Annotated in this window: 18 protein-coding genes; 8 read left to right on the top strand and 10 right to left on the bottom strand. The window is 56.3% G+C overall.

All coding sequences use genetic code 11. The annotated features are described in order from the left end of the window. Positions 1-796: 796 nt before the first annotated feature. Positions 797-1,330: a TIGR00730 family Rossman fold protein gene (locus tag CIK92_RS08650; RefSeq protein ID WP_094388819.1), complete on the top strand. Its 534-nt coding sequence runs from the start codon at positions 797-799 to the stop codon at positions 1,328-1,330. On the opposite strand, the gene CIK92_RS08655 is transcribed toward CIK92_RS08650, so the two are convergent. Genes CIK92_RS08655 through CIK92_RS08675 form a run of 5 tightly spaced genes read right to left on the bottom strand, consistent with a single transcriptional unit; the run spans position 1,311 to position 6,219 of the window. Continuing rightward, the gene (locus tag CIK92_RS08655) at positions 1,311-2,474 is read right to left on the bottom strand and encodes a dicarboxylate/amino acid:cation symporter (RefSeq protein ID WP_094388820.1); all 1,164 of its coding nucleotides are present in this window, start codon (positions 2,472-2,474) and stop codon (positions 1,311-1,313) included. The two genes, CIK92_RS08650 and CIK92_RS08655, sit on opposite strands and share 20 nt — an antisense overlap. A 25-nt stretch (positions 2,475-2,499) precedes the next feature. Continuing rightward, positions 2,500-3,150, bottom strand: coding sequence for a CPBP family intramembrane glutamic endopeptidase (locus tag CIK92_RS08660; RefSeq protein WP_254046034.1), 651 nt, complete (start codon positions 3,148-3,150; stop codon positions 2,500-2,502). Positions 3,151-3,154: 4 nt separating this feature from the next. Further along, positions 3,155-4,093: a prenyltransferase gene (locus CIK92_RS08665; protein WP_158214769.1), complete on the bottom strand. Its 939-nt coding sequence runs from the start codon at positions 4,091-4,093 to the stop codon at positions 3,155-3,157. After that, positions 4,086-5,276, bottom strand: coding sequence for an FprA family A-type flavoprotein (locus tag CIK92_RS08670; RefSeq protein WP_094388822.1), 1,191 nt, complete (start codon positions 5,274-5,276; stop codon positions 4,086-4,088). Before CIK92_RS08670 ends, CIK92_RS08665 begins: the two co-directional genes overlap by 8 nt. 1 nt (position 5,277) lies before the next feature. Continuing rightward, entirely contained in the window at positions 5,278-6,219 is a 942-nt protein-coding gene (locus tag CIK92_RS08675) for a carbohydrate kinase (RefSeq protein ID WP_094388823.1), read from the bottom strand. 76 nt (positions 6,220-6,295) lie between these two features. Between CIK92_RS08675 and CIK92_RS08680 the strand changes: the two genes are divergently transcribed. Then, positions 6,296-7,537, top strand: coding sequence for a pitrilysin family protein (locus tag CIK92_RS08680; RefSeq protein ID WP_094388824.1), 1,242 nt, complete (start codon positions 6,296-6,298; stop codon positions 7,535-7,537). A gap of 4 nt (positions 7,538-7,541) precedes the next feature. Here CIK92_RS08680 and CIK92_RS08685 read toward each other — a convergent pair whose 3' ends face one another. Genes CIK92_RS08685 through dapB form a run of 4 tightly spaced genes read right to left on the bottom strand, consistent with a single transcriptional unit; the run spans position 7,542 to position 10,914 of the window. Further along, the gene (locus CIK92_RS08685; protein ID WP_022309846.1) at positions 7,542-8,180 is read right to left on the bottom strand and encodes a WbqC family protein; all 639 of its coding nucleotides are present in this window, start codon (positions 8,178-8,180) and stop codon (positions 7,542-7,544) included. After that, complete coding sequence (gene lepB / locus CIK92_RS08690; protein ID WP_094388825.1) at positions 8,159-8,683, bottom strand: signal peptidase I; 525 nt, start codon at positions 8,681-8,683, stop codon at positions 8,159-8,161. The genes CIK92_RS08685 and lepB (CIK92_RS08690) overlap by 22 nt, the downstream gene beginning before the upstream one ends. A gap of 8 nt (positions 8,684-8,691) precedes the next feature. Beyond that, positions 8,692-10,146: a signal peptidase I gene (lepB, locus tag CIK92_RS08695; protein WP_094388826.1), complete on the bottom strand. Its 1,455-nt coding sequence runs from the start codon at positions 10,144-10,146 to the stop codon at positions 8,692-8,694. 6 nt (positions 10,147-10,152) lie between these two features. Further along, positions 10,153-10,914: a 4-hydroxy-tetrahydrodipicolinate reductase gene (gene dapB / locus CIK92_RS08700; protein WP_094388855.1), complete on the bottom strand. Its 762-nt coding sequence runs from the start codon at positions 10,912-10,914 to the stop codon at positions 10,153-10,155. 409 nt (positions 10,915-11,323) lie between these two features. Between dapB and CIK92_RS08705 the strand changes: the two genes are divergently transcribed. The 4 genes from CIK92_RS08705 (at position 11,324) to dusB (ending at position 15,222) form a co-directional block, all read left to right on the top strand. Beyond that, positions 11,324-12,619 carry a DUF2851 family protein gene (locus tag CIK92_RS08705; RefSeq protein ID WP_094388827.1) on the top strand — a complete coding sequence of 432 codons (1,296 nt, stop codon included), beginning with the start codon at positions 11,324-11,326 and terminating at the stop codon, positions 12,617-12,619. A gap of 68 nt (positions 12,620-12,687) precedes the next feature. Further along, positions 12,688-13,107: a thioesterase family protein gene (locus tag CIK92_RS08710; RefSeq protein ID WP_094387351.1), complete on the top strand. Its 420-nt coding sequence runs from the start codon at positions 12,688-12,690 to the stop codon at positions 13,105-13,107. Then, positions 13,104-14,231: a DNA-processing protein DprA gene (dprA, locus tag CIK92_RS08715; RefSeq protein WP_094388828.1), complete on the top strand. Its 1,128-nt coding sequence runs from the start codon at positions 13,104-13,106 to the stop codon at positions 14,229-14,231. Before CIK92_RS08710 ends, dprA begins: the two co-directional genes overlap by 4 nt. Before the next feature lie 7 nt (positions 14,232-14,238). After that, positions 14,239-15,222 (top strand): tRNA dihydrouridine synthase DusB, encoded by a 984-nt coding sequence (gene dusB, locus CIK92_RS08720; RefSeq protein ID WP_094387326.1) that lies wholly within the window; start codon positions 14,239-14,241, stop codon positions 15,220-15,222. 456 nt (positions 15,223-15,678) lie between these two features. Here the strand turns inward: dusB and CIK92_RS08725 are convergent, their stop codons facing one another. Continuing rightward, complete coding sequence (locus tag CIK92_RS08725) at positions 15,679-16,047, bottom strand: hypothetical protein (protein ID WP_094387325.1); 369 nt, start codon at positions 16,045-16,047, stop codon at positions 15,679-15,681. Positions 16,048-16,471: 424 nt separating this feature from the next. Here CIK92_RS08725 and CIK92_RS08735 point away from each other — a divergent pair, with 424 nt between their 5' ends. Both CIK92_RS08735 and CIK92_RS08740 read left to right on the top strand, forming a co-directional pair. Beyond that, positions 16,472-17,176, top strand: coding sequence for an alpha/beta hydrolase-fold protein (locus CIK92_RS08735; RefSeq protein WP_094388830.1), 705 nt, complete (start codon positions 16,472-16,474; stop codon positions 17,174-17,176). A 16-nt stretch (positions 17,177-17,192) separates the two neighbouring features. Then, on the top strand, positions 17,193-17,960 hold the full coding sequence (locus tag CIK92_RS08740; RefSeq protein WP_094388831.1) for a peptidylprolyl isomerase: 768 nt from the start codon (positions 17,193-17,195) through the stop codon (positions 17,958-17,960). Positions 17,961-18,004: the final 44 nt, after the last annotated feature.

Raw genomic sequence — 18,004 nt, forward strand, 5'->3', positions numbered from 1 at the left:
TTATTAATGATTGTAATATTTGCAGCTGTCCCGCAGATGTTCCCGCTGCGGTAACGCCTGCGGCTAAGCGCAACTCCTACAGAGTTGCCGGAAGAAAGCCCCATCCTGGCCTTCCCCAAGGGGAAGGAAAACAATGTCAATGGATTCGTATATGAATGGACATTTGTTCTCTCTTGATGATTATGCCTCACCAATCTCCACACTTTATCTTTCCGCGACGCATAGCATAACGCCGGTGACCTTCGGTTCAGCGTTGCCGTAGGATATAAGCACGCCAATAAACCCTATTCCGTACCTCGTCAAGGGAATAAGGATAAGCGCAAAACACCTGGTATATAATTGATTTTGGCACTCTACCCTTGGGAAGAGCTGGAGAGGGGCTTTCCAAAGAGCCTTACTCAAGCAGCAGCAACTCTGACAGAGTTGCGTTTCCCCAGCCCAGGGTTGCGGGCGTAGTCCGCTACCCTGGGTAGACGATCCACCAGCCTGGCAACTCTGTAGGAGTTGCGATTAGCCGTAGGCGTTACCGCAGCAACTGCCCCTTGAATGGCTCTTTAAGTTTGATGCCTCACCAATCTCCACACTTTATCTTTCCGCAACGCATAGCGCCACGCCGATAACACGCGGTTCAGAGTTGCCGGGGGTGCGTACCGTCCACGGCGCATATTGCTTATTGATTACGATAGGATTGGAATACGCAAGGAGTCTTATCCCGGTTTTCCCAAGAAGGATGGGAAATTGTTTGCTTTTTGTTGTAACTTTGTACCTATTAATACATACAACGACAAAAAGCATTATGAAAATTGGAGTTTTCTGTTCGGCCAACAACAACATAGACCCCGACTTCTTCACGGCAACTGAGGAGATGGGGCGGTGGATGGCTGACAACGGGCATACGCTGGTATTCGGCGGCTGCAACATCGGCCTGATGCAGTGCATAGGCAAGGCGGTGAAGGACCATGGTGGCATGACGATAGGTGTGGTGCCCACGCTCGTGGAACGCGGTGGCAAGAAGTTTGCCGACCTGGATGTAGAGATTGCCTGTGACAATCTGAGCGACCGCAAGGACCTGCTGGTGGCCCAGAGCGACATCATCGTGGCTCTGCCTGGTGGCGTGGGAACCCTGGACGAGATATTCACCGTGGTGGCAGCCCACACGATAGGCTATCACAACAAGAGGGTGATAGTCTATGACCTGAAGGGGTTCTGGGGCAAACTCATCGAACTGCTCGACGATATGCAGGAGCGTGGCTTCGTGCGCGGGTCATGGCACGACTATATCGACGTGGCCCACTCGCTGGACGACATCGCTAAGCTCTGTGCCGGCTGAAGAGGCGGTTGACCACCACCGAGATGGCTCCGTCGCCGGTAACGTTGCAGGCGGTGCCGAATGAGTCCATCGCGATGTAGAGGGCGATGATGAGCGCCTGCTGCTCGTCGCTGAAGCCCAGGATAGACGCCAGGGGCGCCAGGGCTGCCATGATGGCTCCGCCGGGAACTCCGGGCGCTGCCACCATCATGATGCCGAGCATGAGGATGAAATTGATGAAGGTGAGGGTGTCGTGGCCCATGCCCTCCATGAGGCAGATGGCGAGCGCGCACGAGGTAATCTTCATCATAGACCCCGACATGTGGATGGTGGCGCAGAGGGGCACGGTAAATCCGGCGATGCTCTCGCTCACGCCATTGCGCATGGTCTGCTTGAGGGTCACGGGTATGGTGGCTGCCGACGACGAGGTGCCGAGGGCAGTGAAATAGGCGGGCAGCATGTTGTAGAGGAGCCTGAAGGGATTGCGGCGGGCAATGATGCCGGCAGCGACAAACTCGTAGAGCAGGATGAAAAGGTGGAGGATGAAGATGACCACGATGATACGGGCAAAGACGGCAAGGATATGGTAAGCCTGGCCAGACCGCGTCATATTGAGGAAGATGCCGAAGATGTAGATGGGCAGCAGGGGGATGATGGCCTTGGAGATGGTGGTGGCGATGACTGCCTTGAAGTCGGCAAAGAGTCCCTTGAGCGTGGGCAGCTGGGCATAGGCGATGCACAAGCCCACGACGAAGGAGAAGAGCAGGCCACTCATCACATCAATGAGCGGCGGCACGGAGATGGTGAAATAGGGCTCAATGGCAGTGGCCTTCTCGACCTGGGCAGAGGTGACACTGCCTATCATGTCGGGGAAGAGCCAGGAGCCGGTGCCAAAGGAGAGGAGCCCGGCAAAGACGGTATCGAGATAGGCTATGAGCACGGTGACAACCAGCAGCCGTCCGGCTCCGCGACCGATATCGCCGATGGCGGGGGTGACCAGTCCGACGATGATGAGGGGTATCATGAAGCCCAGAAACTGGCCGAAGATGCTATTGAACGTGATGAACACACGGGTTAGGGGCAGAGGCAGCCAGTTGCCGACAACGATACCCAAGACGATGGCCACCAGGATGCGTGGCAGGAGTCCAAACTTAAATCTCTTCATAGGTCAGACGGTTGAGGAAAAACATTCAGAAAGGGAAAAACACAAAGGCGCAGGCGTCCCACACGGCGTGGGAGATGACAAGGGCGGTGAGCCACTGCGGGCGCAGACGGTAGAGAATTCCCCAGAAGGCTCCTACCACCAGCGCAGCCATGAGCAGCATAAAGTTGAAAGACCACACATGTATCAACGTATAGAGGGCAAGCGTGACGACAAACCCCACATTGACATTCCAGCGCTGGGAGAGGCGGCGCTGCACATAGCCGCGCCAGAAAATCTCCTCGGCAGGACCGATGACAAGCAGGAGCAGCACGCCGATGAGGGCAGAGGCTGTGCCGCTCTTCATGCCATAAATCATGTCGACTTGGGGGCGGGCAAAGCTGAACAGCAGCTGCGACACCTTGTCGCCCACCCAGAACACGCACCACAGCACCAGGGCGATGACCAACCCCAGGACCAGCTGGCTGACGGTGGGGCGGATGTCGGCAAGCCACTGGCGGCAGAAGCAGGTGGAGAGGGTGACAAGGATGACAGCCGAGGTGGTCATGGCATACCAGAAGTTGACCATCGGAGCCGTCCAGGGCGAGAACATCACAAACCATAGCACAGCGGCCACAGCCACCGCTATCCAGACCCGAGAGTCGTTGATTTTTGCCGATTCCATCGTCATATTGTCCATGTTTTTATACAAAAGAGGCCAAAGCAAATCCAAGGGAGTAAGAGAGTCCGAAGACGAGCTGCAGCTGCGCCGACATCTGGTCGAGCGCACCGATGTCTTGCTTGTCCTCGGTCTCTGCGGTCATCATCGCCCTGATGTTGCGCACGGCAACGGGCAGCGTGAGCAGCACAAGGAGCAGACAGAGGATGGTGGCAGAGTGGCCGAAATAAAATGCCATGACAAAGAGTACCAACAGATAGGGCACGACAAGATAGGCCACATAGAGGCGGCGCGACGCCTGCCACCCGAGGATGAGCGGAAGGGTAAGGAGTCCGGCCCGGCGGTCGTTGGCACGGTCTCGGGTATTGTTGGCATGGAGGATAGACACCGTGAGGAGTCCGTAGGGAAGACTGAGGAAAAGCACGGGGAGATAGTAGACGCCTGTCATGACAAAGCAGGTACCCAGCGCGGGCAGCACGGCAAAGCAGAGCAGGATGTCGACATCGCCGAGGGCATGGGCCTTGAGCCAGGGATAGCCCAAGGGCAACGCCACCGCAAGGACGCCTATCCACAGCACCTCAATGTCTGAACGGAAGAGGATAAGCACGCCCACGGCAGCACCTATGGCAAGGAGCAGAAGGCCATAGACCAATATCTCGCGCGGACGGAACACGCCCGACGATATCCAATGGACACCATTGGGGCAGCCGGGGAGGTCTACGCGACGCACATGGTCGTAATAGTCGCTCACGAGGTTGCCTCCGCCATGGAGCAGCATAATCATCAGCAGGCTGAGGAAACCGTTGGCGTAGTCGGGAGCAGAGGTTGAAGGCCCCAAGTCAATGTCGTGATGAGAGGCAAAGCACACAAAAGCCAACGTCGCTATCACGGGAATGGCAGAGGTGGAAAAAGACCAGGGGCGGAGCGCTATAAACCAGTCTTTCAGCGTGCGGGGATTACTCATCGGCAAGGAGTTTTTCGGCCATGGCTCTTCCCAGCGCCTCGCACTGAGCCTGAGTCTCAGCATTAAGAGACTGCTTCATCTCAACGGGAGTGCCGACGGCCTCGAAGTGAAGTCGGGTATCGTTCCACTCAGTAATCTTCTGCACGGCCTTGCCTGCCCAGGCGTAGCTGCCAAACCACCCAAAGAGGCGGTCCTTGACGTCGCGGTTGGCGATCTCTGCCAGCAGCACATCCATCTCGTGGTAGAGTCCGGCGTTATAGGTAGGCGCACCGACAATGAGTCCGCGATACTTGAAGATATCCCGCAGGATGTAGCTGTGATGGGTCTTGGAGACATTGTAAAGCAGAATGTCCTTGAGGCCGGCTTTGGAGGCTGCCTCGGCTATGACCTCGGCCATGCGCTCGGTGTTGCCGTACATGGTGCCATAACAGATGACCAGGCCAGGCACTGTGGCGTAGCGGCTCATGCTGTCGTACATGCCCACAACCTTGTCGATGTAGCTGTGCCAAACCGGGCCGTGAGTGGAACAAATGTAGGCGAGCGGCAGACCGGCGAGCTTCTTCAGGGCGTTCTGCACAGGGATGCCATACTTACCCACGATGTTGGAGTAGTAACGGGTCATCTCGTCCCAGCACCAGTCGGTGTTGATGGCGTCATCGATGACACCTCCGTTGAGGGCTCCGAAGCAGCCGAAGGCATCTCCGCTGAAGAGGGTTTGGGTGGCAGACTCGTAGGTCATCATGGTCTCGGGCCAGTGGACCATGGGGGTGAGGTGGAAGGTAAGGTTGTGCTTGCCGAGAGCGATGGATTCGGCGTTTTTCACCTCTACACAGTTATCGGTGACACCATAGAAGCCCTCGAGCATACCGATGGTCTTCTTGTTGCCTATCACCTGCATATCGGGATAATACTGGCGCAGCAGGGCGATAGACCCGCTGTGGTCGGGTTCCATGTGGTTGATGACGAGATAATCGACGGGGCGACCGCCGATGACTTCGCGGATATTGCTGATATATCGGGCAAAGAAATCGACCTCCACGGTATCGATGAGACACACTTTGTCGTCGTCGATGAGGTAAGAATTGTAAGAGACTCCATAAGGGAGCGGCCACAGTCCTTCGAAGAGCGACTTGTTGCGGTCGTTGACTCCTACATAGTAAATGTTATTATTAATAATGTTCATATTAAATATGATTTGGTAATTGCTTGTTGTTGCCGAAATCGACTGAGATATAGTTGTAGATACTCTTGCAACTCTCGGCGGCAAACGCCAGCGCGTCGGCGATGAGTCCGTCCCACTGCTGCTGCGTGAGCCCGCGGTCGAGATGGTCTCGGGTGATGCCCTGGCGCAGCAGACCATAGATGAAACCGGCGTTGAAGTTGTCGCCGGCACCTATAGTACTCACGGTGTCGGTGGTGTCGACAGGGTATTCGCCCACCACGCCACCGTCGGCCAGCACCACGGCGGGCTGAGCGCCTCGGGTGCAGATGAAGCGCTTGCAGTAGAACGAGATTTCGGCTTTGTAGATGGTCTCGGGGTCCTGCTTGCGGTAGAGCACCTCGAAGTCGTCGACACTGCCACGCACAATGTCGGCATAGTCAAGGTTGTCGAGCAGATTGGGCGTGACCTTCATCACATCGGTACGATGGGAAGGACGGAAGTTGATGTCGTAATAGATGATGGCACCGGCAGCGCGCGCCTGGTCAAGCAGGGCTACCACCTGCTGGCGCACGGCGGGGTCGAGGGCATAGTAGCTGCCTATGAGCACGATGTCGTCGGCGTGGAGGTCAGGGATATTGATGTCCTGGCGGTCTACCTGACTGTCGCGATAGAACATGTACTGGGCATTGTTAGCCTCATCGAGAAAGGCAAGCGACACGGGCGACTGGCCATGGGCAAAGCGCTGCACATAGTCGGCACAGACGCCATTGTCACTGAGGAAACTTACCACCTGGTCGCCGATACGGTCGCGGCCGGCATCGGTAAGCATCGTGGAAGCCACGCCACAACGGCCAAGGGAAATCATGGCATTGAAGACCGAACCTCCAGGCACAGCGCCCACAGGTTGGTTGTCCTTGAATATGATGTCGAGCACAGTCTCGCCTATTCCTATTACTTTGCGCATATCAGTTATTTTAGATGCAAATATCTATATTTTTACGCAATTATCAAAGCAAATTTCCGTAATTTTGCACATAATTATGGAATATAACTCATGCACTCTGTCGAATGGTCTGAGGGTGATACACCGCCCCTCGGCGTCACGGGTAGTTTTCTGCGGATATGGCGTGGCTGCAGGCTCGCGCCACGAAGCCAAAGATGACGAAGGAATCGCCCATTTCTGCGAGCACGTCACCTTCAAGGGCACTGAGCGGCGCAAGGCGTGCCACATCATCAACGCTCTTGAGCGCGTGGGCGGCGACCTCAACGCATTTACCAATAAGGAAGACACTTTCTTCTATGCCGCCGTGATGAACGACCATCTTGCGCGGGCGGTCGACTTGCTCTCCGACATGGTTTTCCATTCGGTCTATCCCCAGCACGAGATAGACAAGGAGGTGGAGATTATCTGTGACGAGATAGAGAGTTATCACGACAGTCCCGCCGAGCTCATCTACGACGAGTTTGAGAACCTGGTCTTCGCCGGGCATCCCGTGGGCCACAACATCCTGGGCAATGCCGACAGGGTGAGGCGCTTCACCACCGCCGATGCGCTCCGCTTCACGCGCGAGCATTACCGTGCCGACCGCGCCATCTTCTTCGCTTACGGCGACATCGACTTCGGCCGACTCACCCGTATGCTGTGCAAGGCTATGGACTGCACGGTGGCTGCCGAGGGTGCCCAGCGCAAGCCATTTTCGCCCATTCCATCGCCATTCATGCAGCCGCTTACGGGTCAGACCATCGTGAGCGAGCGCCATACCCACCAGGCTCATGTGATGATGGGCAACCGCACCTTCGACATCCACGACCCGAGACGCATAGCGCTCTTTGTGCTCAACAACATCCTGGGTGGACCGGGCATGAACGCCCGCCTGAACATGGCATTGCGCGAGCGCAACGGACTGGTCTACACCGTGGAGAGTTCGATGGTCTGCTATGGCGACACAGGCATGTGGGCCACCTATTTCGGCTGCGACCCTCACGACGTGAAGCGCTGTATGCGCCTGGTGAGGAGCGAGCTCAACCGCGTGTGCGACCACAGCCTCACCGAGACCCAGCTCGCCAACGCCAAGCGCCAGTTGAAGGGGCAGATAGGTATTGCCTGCGACAACAGGGAGAACTTTGCCCTCGATTTTGCCAAGAGCTTCCTCCATTATGGTTGGGAGAAGGACACCGAGCGGCTGTTTGCCCAAATCGACAGCGTGACCACCGCCGACATACAGCAGGTGGCGCAGACGGTCTTTGACCCTACGCAGCTCACCACGCTTATATATAAATAAGGTATCAGAGATAGAGTATCGACTCGTTGCCCTGGTTGAAGAGGAGGTCGAGGATGCTCAGATTGGGAATAAATCCATGCCGCTGGGCATAGACCTGATAATAACGCTGAGGACAGAAATCCGCATCAGGCAGCGGCTTCTTCGGACGTATAGACTCACGATAATCACCGATAACATCGGCATTATCGTGAGTTTCTGTTTTGATATAACTCTCGGTGGCACCCACATCCACACGCAGGTCGAGCAGCTCTATCATCTTGTACATGATGGCCTCGTTGAAGTCATACAGAAACTCCCACTTCTGCTCGAAGAAGGGACGGATGTCATCCTGATAATACTCAAAGAAGGCACTCTCGCCGTAGGCCGAAGCGAGGGCGTTCCAGTGTACATGCCGCCAGTTGGCGTGATCAGAGATACGGATATCGGTGATAAGCATCGAGTCGTCGTGGGTCACGGGGATAGAGAGCGTCTGCGCGCCATTGGCCGTGGCGATGACCATGCGGTTGCGGTAGGTCTGCTTGATGAAACTCTCATGCCGCTCTATCAGACAGGGCTTATGCCGGTGGAGTTTCTGATACCATTGTATCGGACCGAAATAAGTGGTGGAAAGAAGGGCTGGTGTCAGCGTATCGGGAGAAACCATCGCGAGTTGTCGAAATAATAATTGTTGAAATTGTAGATGACCGAGGTGGCTCTGCCGATGATGTCGCTCTCGGCAATGAGCATATCGCCGCCATGCTGGTTGGGGTTGACGATGCACGACGACATGCAGCCACAGGTACACACCTGGCATCCACGCGGGATGACATACATCTGGCCGTCAATCTTGACCGTATCGCCGGGCACAGCCACTACTCTACCCATCATTACAGCCCTCTTTGCAGCAGAAGAGACAGGCGCATCGAAAGCGATGAAATCGCCCTTTTCTACCGTTTTACGGGCTATACGGCAGTAGCTTATCCAGTCGTTGCCACCCACACGCAGTCCATAGCTCCAGCGATTTACCAGCACCCTGTCGCCCTGCTTCACGGCAGGGGCGAGCGTGTTGTCGGGGATGGTGTAGATGGTACATACAGACACACGAAACAGGAAGAGCAGCACTGCTGCCGCTGCCACAATCAATAGGGTTTTGACAGTGCCGCTCATAGTCCTACTTACTTGATGTTATCTACCCAACGGAACAGACGGCTCCATCGTATGCCGCCAAAGCCCTTACGGTCGGGGTCAGAGCTCCACCAGATAAAGATGGGCTTGCCCACCACGTGGTCTTCGGGCACAAATCCCCAGTAGCGCGAGTCTTCCGAGTTGTGACGGTTGTCGCCCATCATCCAGTAGTAGTCCATCTTGAAGGTATAGCTCTTGGCCTGCTTGCCGTTGATGAAGATGCGGCCACGGTTGTCGACGCGCAGGTCGTTGTCTTCATACACCTTGATGCAGCGCTCATAGATGGGCAGATTCTTCAGGGTCAGCTGGATGCTCGCGCCCTTCTTGGGAATCCACACGGGACCATAGTTATCGCGGGTCCATCCGGTGTAGGCGTTCTTGGGATAGAGTTCGAAGGTCGAGGGGTCGTTGTAGAACACCACGGAGTCTACCAGATCCTTGCGCTCACGCAGCGCCTTGACGGCACGGGCCGTGAGGGGCATATATCCGTTCTGGTTGAGCGACAGCAGGTCTTCCATAGAGATACCCAGCTGCTGCAGCATCTCGTCGGGGATTTCCTTGCCCGGCTTCAGGTTTACCGCATAGGCATACTGCACATTGTCGGGCTCCTTGTTGGCCTTGCCATCGAGATAGACGATATGGTTCTTGATTTGGAGGGTCTGTCCGGGCAATCCCACACAGCGCTTCACATAGTTCTCACGACGGTCGGTAGGACGGCTGCTGATGTCGCCAAAATCCGTGGGCATGCTGGCCAGATAGTGGCGGCCCAGCCCGTAGATTTCACCATAGTAGCGGCGCTGCTCCATAGGGTTCATGCTGCTCACATCGGGCGTGGCACCGTATTTCTGCTCATAGAGGTTGGCGCCGAAGCCGTAGACCATAGAGTAGTACTGGGTGGAATAGCGCTCTTCGGTGAGGATGCTGTCGCCGGCAGGATAGTTGAACACCACGATGTCATTGAGCTTCACATGACCCAAGCCCTTCACGCGGCGATAGTCCCAGTGGGGCCAGGAGATGTAGCTGTTGGTATTGATTACGGGCAGCGTGTGCTGGGTGAGAGGCATGGTGAGCGGGGTCTGTGGGATGCGGGGGCCATAGCTCACCTTGCTCACAAAGAGATAGTCGCCCGTGAGCAGACTCTTCTCAAGCGAAGAAGAGGGGATGACATAGTTCTGGAAGAAGAAGAGGTTGATGAAGTAGACAGCCACCAGTGCAAACACGAGGGCGTCGACCCAACTCATCACAAACCTCACAGGAGCCTCGGCATCACGCCACCACTGCCAGCGTATCTTCTTGGTGATATACACATCAAAGATGAAGGGCACAACCACCAGGCCGAGCCACGATTTCACCCATACGAGAAAGAGAAGATACAGTGCCAGTACAACCACAAACTTGGTCCACTGCACTTTCATATTGAGTTTGGCTTTTGTCTTGTCTATCATAGTCGTTTAGAATTTGAAGAGGTCTGAAGTAGTGAGCAGTCCGCTGTGCTGGGCGGTAAACTCGGCAGCCAGCACGGCACCGAGGGCAAAGCCCTTGCGCGAGTGGGCGTTGTGCTCGATGCTTATCATGTCGGCCTCAGAGTCGTAGATGACGGTATGGATGCCGGGCACCTCGCCGTCGCGCACGCAGTTGATTACCAGGTCCTCGTCGGTGATGTTGCCGTCACCTTCGTCCTGGTGGCCGTCCTCGGTCCAGTAGGTCACACCGCGTTTCCAGTCCTTCTTGCGGTCTATGTTGTCGATGATGTCCTCTGCCAGAGTGATGGCGGTGCCGCTGGGGGCGTCGAGTTTGTGCACGTGGTGGGTTTCCTGCATGCACACATTGTACTCGTCAAACTGGTTCATAATCTTGGCCAGATAGCGGTTGACGGCCGAGAAGATGGCCACGCCGATGCTGAAGTTGGAAGCCCAGAAGAGGGTGTTGGCGCCGTCCTTGGTCAGGTTGACCACATCGTCCTTATGGTCTTTCATCCAGCCTGTAGAGCCGCTCACCACCTTCACGCCATGGCTGAACGCCTTGAGGTAGTTGCCATAGGCGGCAGTAGGATTGGTGAACTCGATGGCCACGTCGGCCGAAGCGAACTCAGGCGAGTCGAAATCGTCTTGGTTATTGACATCGATAATACTTACAATCTCGTGGCCGCGTTGACGGGCAATCTCTTCTATCATGTGCCCCATCTTACCGTAGCCGATAAGTGCTATTTTCATATCTTGCTTGCTGTTTGTTCTGTTTGTCCCGCCCGTCACCGCGCTTTGCGTGCGATGGCTTGTGGGCATCAAGGGCAAAGTTAAACATAAAATTTGGGATAATCCGCCATTGATCACGATTTTTTACCTCCCACAGCAGCATTTTTACCTTATTATATATATAGAGGGTTGCTGTTAACGTGATTTAAGAGGGCGCAGAGGCCGAAACTGCCGTAGCGACGGCCGCCCTGCCGACCGCTCCGCTATCGCCAAGGGGCGTCGCCATGACACGCCCCCACCCCTCCCGCCGCAGCCGACGGGGCGGCGAAAAGTGATTAGTTTGATGGCGCACAGCATATTTTCATCCACATCCAACGGGCGTTTGCGAAAAAAATCGTATTTTTGCACGATAAGTATTTTGCTCACGCCAATGGAACAACTGCTGCACTATGTATGGAAACACAAGATGTTTCCGTTAGGCCATCTCTCCACCACCGACGGGCTGGAGGTCGAGGTGATAGACCCGGGACTGCACAACACCAATGCCGGACCCGACTTCTTCAACGCCAAGATACGCATCGACGGCACCCTGTGGGTGGGCAACATCGAAATCCATACCCGTTCTTCCGACTGGTATCAGCATGGCCATCAGCGCGATGCACGATACAACAACGTGATACTGCATATAGCCGAGACGGTAGACACCGACGTGGTGACCGAGAGCGGAGAACGCCCGCCCCAGCTCCAGCTCAGCGTGCCCCAGGACATCAGCATGCGCTATACCGAGCTCGCCGCCACCGACAAATACCCTCCCTGCTACCACATCATTCCGTCGCTGAGCCGCCTCACCGTACACAGCTGGATGAGCGCACTGCAGACCGAGCGGCTGGAACAGAAGACCGAAGCCATAGGACAACGGCTGAAGCGATGCAACGGCTCGTGGGAAGCAGCCTACTTCGTCACGCTGGCGCGCAACTACGGTTTCGGCGTCAATGGCGATGCCTTTGAGACCTGGGCATACCACATCCCGCTGAACGATGTGGCCCACCACCGCGACGACCTTTTCCAGGTAGAAGCCATGTTTATGGGCCAAGCCGGGCTGCTCGCCCCTGAAGCCGTCCCGGAGCGTTATCGCGACAGCGCCGACCACGACGACTACTGCTGCCGACTGCGCAGCGAGTACCGCTACCTCGCCCACAAGTTCGGCCTTACGCCTATGGACCACCATCTATGGAAGTTTCTGCGGCTGCGACCACAGAACTTCCCCCACATACGCATCTCGCAGCTGGCGCAGCTCTACTTCTCGCGCCAGGCAGGGCTTAGCCGCATACTCGAGTGTACCACCGTCGCCCAGTTGGCCGAGGCGCTGCACACATCTGTCACCCCCTACTGGAAGACCCATTACACCTTTGGCTCCGAAGCCGAGAGCAACGATAAGCAGATGTCGCCCTTCTCCATCAATCTGCTCATCATCAACACCGTCATACCCCTGCTCTTCGCCTACGGGCGCTACAAGGGCAACGAGGCGCTCTGCGACCGCGCCTTCAGTCTGCTCGAACAGGCCCGCGCCGAAAACAACCACATCGTGAGGCTCTGGCGCGAGTGCGGACTGGAGGTCGAGAATGCCGGCGACTCCCAGGCGCTCATCCAGTTGAAGTCGGCCTACTGCGACCGCCGCGACTGTCTGCGCTGCCGCTTCGGCTACGAGTATCTGAAAGCCCGATGAAATGGGCCGAAACCGCCCCCGACACCGTCACCATTATAGACAAACAGCATACAACCCATAAGACAATGATAAAGAAGTATATCTTTGAGACCCGCATGGAAGTGAGAGACTACGAGTGCGACATCCAGGGCATCGTCAACAATGCCAACTATCTGCACTATACCGAGCACACCCGCCACCTCTTCCTGAAGCACACGGGGCTGAGCTTCGCCGAGATGCACAGCCGCGGCATCGACGCCGTAGTGGCGCGCATGAACCTGCAGTACAAGCAGCCGCTCAGATGCGACGACGTGCTCATCTCCCGGTTGGCCTTGCGCAAGGAAGGCATACGCTGGGTGTTCGACCACGACATCTTCCGCGCCAGCGACGAGCGCCTCTGCTTCCGTGCCACCGTCGAACTGGCGGTGCTCATCAACGGCCGCTTGGGCACAAGCGACGAGTACGACAAGGCTTTTGCCCCCTATCTCAACGACAGCACGCACCCATGAGCCACGAGCAAGACGTCATCCACGCCATCACCCTCACCCGCATAGGTTTCTACAACATGGCGGGCATGCTCGACCTCCTGCGCCGGGCAGGGTCTGCCACGGCCATCATGGAGCATAGCGCCGATATACGCCAACTGGTGCCCGACGCCTCGCCCAGGCTGGTAGAGGCTTTCCGCAACAGTGGCGACGCCGCCCATCGTGCCGAGGTAGAGTATGCGTGGGCCGTGGAGAATGGTGTAAGGGTGCTCTGCTATGGCAGCAGCGACTATCCGCAGCGACTCAACGACTGCCCCGACGCGCCGCTGGTGCTCTACTACAAGGGCAATGCCGACCTCAACCAGCAGCGCGTCATCAACATCGTGGGCACGCGCCGCTGCACGGTCTACGGACAGGACATCATACGCCGCTTTGTCGCCGACCTGCGACAGCTGTGTCCGCGCGTGCTCATCGTGAGCGGACTGGCTTACGGCGTAGACATCTGTGCCCACCGCCAGGCGCTCCAGCAGGGCTTTGAGACTGTGGGCGTGCTGGCACACGGGCTCGACGACCTCTACCCCACCGCCCACCGCGACACGGCGGTGCAGATGCTGCACCAGGGCGGACTCGTCACCGAGTTTATGACCCAGACGCGTGCCGACAAGATGAACTTCGTAAGGCGCAACCGCATCGTGGCGGGCATGGCCGATGCCACCCTGCTCATCCAGAGCGCTGCCAAGGGCGGCGGACTCATCACCTGCGACATCGCCCAGAACTACGGCCGCGACGTGTTTGCCTTCCCCGGTCCGGTGGATGTCGAGGAATGTCGCGGATGCAACAACCTGATACGCGACAACGGCGCTGGACTCATTACCTCGGCCGAGGACTTTGTCAATGCCGTCAACTGGAACGACCACAGGCTGCTCGAAGCCACGCGCATGGGCATTGAGCGGCAGCTGTTTCCCGACCTCTCGGCAGAGGAGCAGACCGTCGTCGACGTGCTCAGCGCCACCAACGACCTGCAGGTCAACCTGCTCACCGTCAAGACCGGCATACCCATATCGCGCCTCTCGGCACTGCTCTTCACGCTCGAGATGAAGGGCGTGGTAAGGTCACTCGCCGGCGGAATGTATCATCTGCTCAAATAAGTAAGTTATGAAAATAGGAAATATAGACCTGGGCACACGCCCACTCTTTCTGGCGCCGATGGAAGACGTCACCGACATAGGCTTCCGCATGCTCTGCAAGCGGTTTGGCGCCGCCATGGTATATACCGAGTTCGTATCGGCAGAGGCCATCATCCGCTCGATACGCTCCACGCTCAACAAGATGGTGCTGCACGACGAAGAACGGCCCGTGGGCATACAGATTTACGGGCGAGACACCGCCTCGATGGTCGAGGCTGCCAAGATAGTGGAAGAGGCCAAGCCCGACGTGATAGACATCAACTTCGGATGCCCCGTCAAGAAAGTGGCGGGCAAAGGTGCCGGAGCCGGCATGCTGCGCAATGTGCCGCTCATGCTCGAAATCACGCGCGAGGTGGTCAAGGCGGTCAACGTGCCCGTGACGGTAAAGACCCGACTGGGATGGGACAGCGACAACCTCATCATCACCCAACTGGCTGAGCAGCTGCAGGACTGCGGCATACAGGCGCTCACCATCCACGGCCGCACACGCAGCCAGATGTACACCGGACAGGCCGACTGGTCGCTCATAGGCGAGGTGAAGCGCAACCCGCGCATACATATCCCCATCATCGGCAACGGCGACATCGACTCGCCTGAGTCGGCACGGCGCGCGTTCGACGACTATGGCGTGGACGCCGTGATGATAGGCCGCGCCACCTTCGGCCGCCCATGGATATTCCAGGATATACGCGAGGGACGCGACACGCTGACACTCGACGAGAAGATTGACGTGCTCAAGGAGCAGTTGCGCATCAACGTGGAGCGCATCGACGAATACCGGGGCATACTCCACACCCGCCGGCATCTCGCGGCAAGTCCCATATTCAAGGGCATACCCGATTTCAAGCAGACGCGCATAGCCATGCTCAGGGCTGACACCGTAGAGGCGCTCACGGACATTCTCGAGGAGTGTCGCCACAGGCTCAAAGCCATAGAAGAGCATAACGAATAGTGAGTGACTGCGCTCACACCGCACATCACTGACCACACAGCAATCCCCGGACAGCCCACAACAGGCAGTCCGGGGATTTTATGTTGACTCCGCCCTGCCTGTCAGCACAAGTGGGTGTGACTGGGATGATGTTATGACGACCTTCTATGACGACAAACGCTATATGACAATAAAATAAAACCGCATGGGAAAAAACAAACATACTATAGCTTGGTTATCGGTTAATGACAAGTTCTATTTAGTTATTGCAGGGCGCAAATCACTCATATAGAACCTCAAATTATGGAAATATTGACATGAAAGTAATATCAATGAGTGCGCTACGCACATCAACAGGTATGGACAAAAAAAAGAGCCAAAAGGGAATCTTCTATCAGATGCCTCCGGCTCTTTGGGTATTTATATAAAGAATGTGTATGTCTGTATAAGACGGCTATTTCCTATTAAGTTAGATTTTTATGCGTACTTGGAGTAAATCATGTTGAACACGTGGTTGTCCTCGCTGGTCATGGGTGCATAAGCGCCTACGTAGTCGATGGTCTGGTCGGTCACCTCACAGTCAGCGTTACCCGCGAAACGATAGACGATGCTGTCGTTCTCCACATAGAAGTTGGGGAAGTAAGCCTCGTTCATCATGTCCATGGTAGGGTTCATACACATGCCAAAATCTATGCGGTCGTCATAGATCACGATATTGGCTGTAGGATTCTCTGACAGCATGATGCCGTGCTCGATGGCCTCGGAGAGATACATGCAGGCTGTGCGGGTGATGTTCTTCACCGAAGAATCCACTGTGATGTCCAGATTGTCGAATTTTGAGTACATAACTCTTGCGTTTTGATGGTTTTCTTTTTCCTTAATGGTCTTTCCCGTTGCGGGATTATCCTTTACAATTTTTTGTCCACGCTGAGTGGCTTGCTTGATTGTTGCAAAGGTAATGGGAAATCTCGCGCACCACAAGAAAATAATCTGCGCGCATCTCCCATTTGGTCATTTTGTCCGTAATTTTGGTTTTAATATGATTTTTATGCGTCATTTGGTCATTTTTCTTATACAAGTACACTTTTTAGACATATCCTCTATTTTTCCCGTTTTCATCGCGATTTTGTTGAGCAATGCGACACTTTGAACAGTCGTATACATAGGAAAGTCACAGCACATGACAATAGCCACATTGGGCAAGAATGTTTTTTGGCGGTCGCACATAATATTTCCAACCCTTTCGTCGTTTATATAGAAAAGGACCGAAATGAAAGCATTGGACATCGACAGCCAGCCCTGTCTCATCCACACGGCAGGCACACCCAAGGCGGTGCTCATACAGCTTACCGCCCGCCACGAGCGCAAGACCATAGACAGCGAGCTGAGCCTCATAGAGCAAGGCTCCCAGATGGGCTTTGTCTTTGTGGGCATCGACCTGCAGCAGTGGGCACTCTCCCTCATGCCCTGGGCCGACGAGGCGGTGGCGAGAGACCCCGAGGTGGGGCGTCACGCCATAGATACGCTCGACTATGTGACCCGCCGGCTGCTGCCCTATATATATAATAGGTATGGACAGCTACCCTGTATCCTCGGAGGCTACTCTCTGGGCGGACTCTTCAGTCTCTGGGCGGCATCGGAGTGTCCTCTCTTCGACGCCGTGGCGGCAGCCTCGCCCTCGGTGTGGATAAAGGACTGGGACAACTATGCCGACAGTCACCCCAGCATGGCACGCAAGGTATACATGAGCCTGGGCGACCGCGAAGAGCATGCCCGCAACCAGCGCATGGCCGCCGTGGGCGACTGCATACGCCGCCATCACGAGCGGCTCAAGGCACAGTTGGGCGCCGGCAGCACCACGCTCGCATGGAACAAGGGCGGGCACTTCGACCACGAAGACCAGCGCATGGCCGATGCCTTCCTCTGGTGTCTCGAGCGCATCGACGGCGATAAAATGGACGAAAACAAACGATAACCGCACAACTACTGATATGAAGAAGACCCTCATCTCTACCCTGGCGCTGCTCATGGCAGCCCTCGGCGCCAAGGCGCAGACAGCGCCCGCTACGGCGCAGCGCCCCGAAGTGCTCATCGAGACCACTATGGGCAACATCCGTCTGCAGCTCTACAATGAGACGCCGCAGCACCGTGACAACTTTCTCAAGCTCATCCGTACCCACCACTTCTACGACTCGCTGCTCTTCCACCGCGTCATCCCCGACTTCATGATACAGGCGGGCGACCCGCGCAGCAAGCATGCCCCCGCCGGCGAACTGCTGGGCAACACCTCGCTCGACTATACCCTGCCCGCCGAGATACGGCTGCCGCAGATTTTCCACAAGCGCGGCGCACTGGCGGCTGCCCGCGAGGGCGACAAGACCAATCCCGAGCGACGCTCGAGCAGCACCCAGTTCTATATCGTCTATGGCAAGGTGTGCGACGAGACCACCCTGGAGCGCGGACGGCAGAACCTTCGACAGCTCTTCGGCGACAGCATCACCATGAGTCCTGAGATGGAGCGCGTCTATACCACCCTGGGCGGCACACCCCATCTCGACGGTGCCTATACGGTGTTTGGCGAGGTGACAGAGGGCATGGATGTGGTCGAGAAGATACAGGCGGTGGAGCGCGACGCCAATGACCGTCCGCTCACCGACGTGCGCATCGTCAGAGCCACCATCACGCGCGATGTGCCGGGCATGGAGCCCCGTCCCAAGGCCACTCCCAAGCGCACAAAGAGAATGGCAAGACGCAGATAAACAACAACTTTTGCCGTCTTTTCTTGCGTATCTTGGTTTTTATT

The sequence above is a fragment of the Prevotella sp. P4-67 genome (assembly GCF_002251325.1).
Lineage (GTDB): Bacteria > Bacteroidota > Bacteroidia > Bacteroidales > Bacteroidaceae > Prevotella.

What these genes read in the sequence shown, in the direction of transcription:
- CIK92_RS08650 (WP_094388819.1), top strand. Translation starts at nt 797, where the DNA reads ATGAAAATTGGAGTTTTCTGTTCGGCCAACAACAACATAGACCCCGAC.
- CIK92_RS08655 (WP_094388820.1), bottom strand. Translation starts at nt 2,474, where the DNA reads ATGAAGAGATTTAAGTTTGGACTCCTGCCACGCATCCTGGTGGCCATC.
- CIK92_RS08660 (WP_254046034.1), bottom strand. Translation starts at nt 3,150, where the DNA reads ATGGACAATATGACGATGGAATCGGCAAAAATCAACGACTCTCGGGTC.
- CIK92_RS08665 (WP_158214769.1), bottom strand. Translation starts at nt 4,093, where the DNA reads ATGAGTAATCCCCGCACGCTGAAAGACTGGTTTATAGCGCTCCGCCCC.
- CIK92_RS08670 (WP_094388822.1), bottom strand. Translation starts at nt 5,276, where the DNA reads ATGAACATTATTAATAATAACATTTACTATGTAGGAGTCAACGACCGC.
- CIK92_RS08675 (WP_094388823.1), bottom strand. Translation starts at nt 6,219, where the DNA reads ATGCGCAAAGTAATAGGAATAGGCGAGACTGTGCTCGACATCATATTC.
- CIK92_RS08680 (WP_094388824.1), top strand. Translation starts at nt 6,296, where the DNA reads ATGGAATATAACTCATGCACTCTGTCGAATGGTCTGAGGGTGATACAC.
- CIK92_RS08685 (WP_022309846.1), bottom strand. Translation starts at nt 8,180, where the DNA reads ATGGTTTCTCCCGATACGCTGACACCAGCCCTTCTTTCCACCACTTAT.
- lepB (WP_094388825.1), bottom strand. Translation starts at nt 8,683, where the DNA reads ATGAGCGGCACTGTCAAAACCCTATTGATTGTGGCAGCGGCAGCAGTG.
- lepB (WP_094388826.1), bottom strand. Translation starts at nt 10,146, where the DNA reads ATGATAGACAAGACAAAAGCCAAACTCAATATGAAAGTGCAGTGGACC.
- dapB (WP_094388855.1), bottom strand. Translation starts at nt 10,914, where the DNA reads ATGAAAATAGCACTTATCGGCTACGGTAAGATGGGGCACATGATAGAA.
- CIK92_RS08705 (WP_094388827.1), top strand. Translation starts at nt 11,324, where the DNA reads ATGGAACAACTGCTGCACTATGTATGGAAACACAAGATGTTTCCGTTA.
- dprA (WP_094388828.1), top strand. Translation starts at nt 13,104, where the DNA reads ATGAGCCACGAGCAAGACGTCATCCACGCCATCACCCTCACCCGCATA.
- dusB (WP_094387326.1), top strand. Translation starts at nt 14,239, where the DNA reads ATGAAAATAGGAAATATAGACCTGGGCACACGCCCACTCTTTCTGGCG.
- CIK92_RS08725 (WP_094387325.1), bottom strand. Translation starts at nt 16,047, where the DNA reads ATGTACTCAAAATTCGACAATCTGGACATCACAGTGGATTCTTCGGTG.
- CIK92_RS08735 (WP_094388830.1), top strand. Translation starts at nt 16,472, where the DNA reads ATGAAAGCATTGGACATCGACAGCCAGCCCTGTCTCATCCACACGGCA.
- CIK92_RS08740 (WP_094388831.1), top strand. Translation starts at nt 17,193, where the DNA reads ATGAAGAAGACCCTCATCTCTACCCTGGCGCTGCTCATGGCAGCCCTC.